The 4,466-nt window shown below is 54.3% G+C and carries 3 protein-coding genes and 1 pseudogene; 1 reads left to right on the top strand and 3 read right to left on the bottom strand.

Annotated elements, in window-relative coordinates:
- A partial coding sequence (gene mnmH / locus ACRCZA_RS10910) for a tRNA 2-selenouridine(34) synthase MnmH (RefSeq protein ID WP_438674462.1) occupies positions 1–1,062 on the top strand: 1,062 nt, incomplete at its 5' end.
- Between the two features lie 564 nt (positions 1,063–1,626).
- On the opposite strand, the pseudogene ACRCZA_RS10905 reads toward mnmH, so the two are convergent.
- From ACRCZA_RS10905 to cysQ, 3 genes and pseudogenes are all read right to left on the bottom strand, one after another.
- Positions 1,627–2,997, bottom strand: a pseudogene (locus ACRCZA_RS10905) (MFS transporter); the annotation flags it as partial.
- Between the two features lie 77 nt (positions 2,998–3,074).
- Entirely contained in the window at positions 3,075–3,584 is a 510-nt protein-coding gene (locus tag ACRCZA_RS10900; protein ID WP_438674461.1) for a GNAT family N-acetyltransferase, read from the bottom strand.
- 7 nt (positions 3,585–3,591) lie between these two features.
- Entirely contained in the window at positions 3,592–4,404 is an 813-nt protein-coding gene (cysQ, locus tag ACRCZA_RS10895) for a 3'(2'),5'-bisphosphate nucleotidase CysQ (RefSeq protein ID WP_438674460.1), read from the bottom strand.
- Positions 4,405–4,466: the final 62 nt, after the last annotated feature.

Genomic DNA, 4,466 nt, shown 5'->3' with positions numbered 1-4,466 from the left:
TTAATGGATGTGAGGGCGCCGATTGAATTCCTGCGCGGCGCCTTTCCCAATGCCACCAATCTACCGCTGATGAACGACAGCGAGCGGGAGCGAGTGGGCACCTGCTATAAACAGCAAGGTCAGCAAGCGGCCATTGCCTTGGGCCATTCCCTTGTGCAGGGCCCGATTAAACAGCAACGGCTGGAAGCATGGTTAGACTATTTCAAGGCGCAGCCTGAGGCGAACCTTTATTGCTTTCGTGGTGGCCTGCGCTCGCAGCTCACCCAGCAATGGCTCAAAGATGCGGGCCTTGATGTCGCCTACATTGAGGGCGGCTACAAGGCCATGCGCCAGTATTTAATTGGTGTGATAGAGACGGCGCCAAGCCACCGCCCCCTACTCAGCTTGAGTGGCATGACCGGCTGCGGCAAAACCGATTTTCTACAACAGCGGCCTGAGGCGGTAGATCTTGAGGGCATCGCCCATCACCGCGGCTCGAGTTTTGGTAAACAAATCGACCCCCAGCCAACCCAAATCAACTTTGAGAATCAATTGGCTATCGCATTGCTGCGCCATCAAGAGCGCCATGCTCGTTGGCTATTGCTCGAAGATGAGAGCTATCTTATTGGCCGCTCGGCGCTGCCACTCCCCTTTTACAACGCCATGCAAGCGGCTGATATCTTAGTACTAGAAGAAGATGACGACCGGCGGCTCGAGCGCTTACTCGATGAATATGTGCACAAAATGCATCGTGGGTTTACTGAACGTCTGGGAGTGGAGGCCGGCTTTACAGCCTTTAGCCACTATCTCCTCAACAGCCTAACGAGCATTCGTAAACGTCTCGGCGGTAAGCAATACCAAGCATTACAAGAGATGATGCAACAGGCGCTCACGCAGCAGCGCAATCAAAATCAAACGTCACAACATCTGTTGTGGATTGAGCGATTACTGCGGGAGTATTACGACCCTATGTACCAATACCAGCTGCAGAAAAAATCCGCGCGGATCCTCTTTAAGGGCAGCCATAGCGCCATGCACGAATGGCTAGACCATAGCGCGCCAAGCTCATCCCCGCGGGGCTGATAAACTCGCCTGTGGCGCGGTTAACGTCGCAGGCGCATTTAACGTCACAGTCACTCTAGGCACTCGCCGACGCAGCACTTGATAAACACTGGGCAAGTCCCCCATGCCATCAAGCGTCATGGCGAGCAGCGGCACCGACTCCTTAGTAAGAAGACTGGCGATATCTGGGCTGACGCGGCTAAGCTCTGCCTCTGGCGCCGTGTGGCCATTGATAAAGAGGCACACTAACTCGCCATTGACGAGCGCCTGCCGGATCACCTCTGCCTCTGTGCATGAGCTATCGGCGCCAGAATCGGCTGCGCACGCCTCCTCATCCTGCGTGCCCAAGCCAAGCAGGAGCCGCCCACGCTGACCTAACTCCGCGTTAAGTCGAGGTGTTTCACCCAGCACGTTAGCTTGCACCACACGGATTGGCCGGGCGGCGATCCCCATGATGATCAGTGCGGCTATCGGGTCTAACTGACGAAGATGACTGGGATGGCCTAAATGGCTTGGAAGGCTCAAATTATCGCTTGGATAGCTTGAACTATCGCTTAAATAGCTTGAACTATCGCAGCATGCAGGGCTCACATACTGACAAACCAGCAGAGCGGCGCCCTCCCGCGGGAGATTGTCGCGTCCAACCACCCTAACGCGGTACCACAGGTGGCTCACAAGGTAACTGATCAATCTTTGGGTAAATTCAGGCACCCGTGCGTAAATGTACCAGGCAACAAGCACGTTCATCCCCGCGAGCAGTAAAAAGAGCTGAGGAATACTCCATTGGGCCAGCGACAGCAGCAGGATAGACAATAACGCCGCAGTCACCATAAACAACGCATTCATAATGTTATTTGCCGCAATCGCCTGAGCGCACTCCCCTTGACGTGACCGCGACTGAATAAACGCATACAAGGGCACAATAAAAAGCCCACCACTCACGCCAACCATAAAAAAGTCCAGCATCACGCGATAATGCTGCGCTTGGGCAATAAAGCTCGCCAAGCCATAAACCGCACTGACACTGGCAGCCGGCGGGGTCGCCCAATACAAATCCATGCCAAATAAGGTTAAACCCAGCACCCCAAATGGCACTAAACCGAGCTCAACATGGCCAAAAGAGCAGCGCTCACACAGGAACGAGCCGGCGGCAATACCGATCGAAAATAATGCGAGTAGCAAAGACACCACGGTCGCATCCGAGTGCAAATGCAATTTCGCAAAATTAGGCAGCTGAGTGAGGTAGGTCGCCCCTAAAAACCAAAACCAACTGATCGCCACAATCGCCATCCAGATAGATGGCGTCTGGCGGGCTTGGTTAAGGCTCGCCCAAGTGCCCGAAAGCGGGCGAAAGGGGATGATTTGAACTGGCCCCGGTGCAGGCAATGCCGGAATGACGCAGCTCGATAAATAACTCACAAGGGCAAGTGACGCCACGGTCACCGCAGCCCAAAGGGAGCCATGAGGGGCAGACATGAGCAGCCCAGCGCCGAGTGTCCCGGTCAAAATGGCAATAAAGGTCCCAAGCTCAACCCAAGCATTGCCCGTGACTAACTCATCTTCCTTCAGCGCTTGGGGCAGGAGCGAATATTTCACTGGGCCAAAATAGGCAGATTGGCTGCCGGTTAAAAACAGCATTAATAACATCATCATATAGCTCTGGGTGACGATCGCGATGGCCGCGCTGAACATAATAATGACTTCAAGCAACTTTAACCGGCGGATAAGTTTTGCCTTATCCATGTTATCGGCGATGCGACCCGCATGGGCTGAAAACAGCAAGAACGGCAAAATAAATAAGCCTGCCGCTAAATTCACAAACACATCGACACTGATGGGCAATTCGACCTGACTAAAGGTCACTAACAACAGCAACACATTTTTGTAGATATTGTCATTGAGCGCCCCAAGGCACTGAGTCACAAAATACGGCAAAAACCGTCTTGTTAGCAGCATGATTTCTCCATCCGATGCTCCCTCTCCCACCTGCGAACCCAGCGGCATAGCCGCGCACCTAGGTTAAGTGCGCACCATTACGCTGGCTGATACTGCATCACTATCCTATCGGCACCCGCACCAAAATAATCGGCCTCCAAGGTGGTGGCGACAAATCCTAACTGGCGATACAAGGCTTGCGCCGGATTATTGGGGTCAACCGTGAGGTATAAGCGCCGCACGGTGGGCGGGAGCTGTGCTAAACACTGCATCAGCAACCCGCGGCCGAGACCTTGACCCCGTTTAGCCGCGCTCACCGCCACCGATAAAATCCACATACACTCGGGAGAGCCGCTCTGGGCGCAGAGCAAATAACCGTGCACAGCCGCAGCATTAGCCGCCAACGCAGTGTTAGCCACCGTAGCGTTAGCCGCCTCGTCCTTAGCCTCGCGACGGTTCGCATCCACGGCAACCCAAAAATGCGCGGGCCAACAATCAAAAGCTTGCCGAAAAAAGAAATCAGGATAGCTGTGCTCGCCAAAGATCTCCCGCTCAAGTTCATACACCGCAGACAGCTCTGACTTAAGCACCGGACGAATGTGTGTCATGGTGGGATTATTCTCCAATTAAGATCTTATCCCAGGCTAAATTGGGGGCGCCGACGACGATAAAATTGGGGTTCTCTAAAGTGTCGCGCTCGTTGTAAGTCAGCGGCTGCAGCTCAATATCCATCAGTTGACCACCGGCTTCTTCGACAATAATTTGCGCCGCGCCCGTATCCCACTCCCCCGTTGGGCCCACGCGCACATAGCAATCGGCCCGCCCTTCGGCAACAAGACAACTCTTTAAGGCCGCGCCGCCCATCACCACCAACTCACAATGATTAGGATGATGAAAGAGCGTCAGCACTGATTGAGGATCCTGCCGGCGACTGACGGCCAAGCGCAGCGACACCTGCTCACGGTGCAAAATCGGCCGGCTGCAAATCCGCACCTCCTGCTTATCTGTGCGCTTATAAGCCCCTAATCCCGCAATGGCGTAATAACAGACCTGCGTCATCGGCGCGTACACCACGCCCATCACCGGCCGATTATGTTCCACCAGCGCAATAATCACCGAAAAATCACCACTGCCGGCAATAAACTCACTGGTGCCATCGAGGGGATCGACTAACCAATAACGTTGCCACGTCTGGCGCGTTGCCAAGGGGATGTCGGCGGCTTCCTCAGACAAAATGGGGATATCAGGCGTTAAGGCGCTTAAGCGCTCGCAAATCAGCCGGTGGGCCGTCAAATCCGCCGTGGTCACCGGGGTGTTGTCAGACTTTAATTCCCGCTCAAAACTGCCTTTTAGGTAAATGTCGCGGATCGCGATGCCCGCATCCGTAGCGATGCTGATCACCGCATCGATCAATTCTTCTGGCTTCATAACCACTCCAAGCGCAACGGATTGCGAATGTGTTATTAGTGCACCCCTTCCTCACGGAAACC

It is taken from the genome of Shewanella sp., assembly GCF_051658185.1.
In the GTDB taxonomy this organism is placed as follows: domain Bacteria; phylum Pseudomonadota; class Gammaproteobacteria; order Enterobacterales; family Shewanellaceae; genus Shewanella.
The sequence above is the reverse complement of the archived record's forward strand: the minus strand, read 5'-3'. Positions and strand labels throughout refer to the sequence as shown.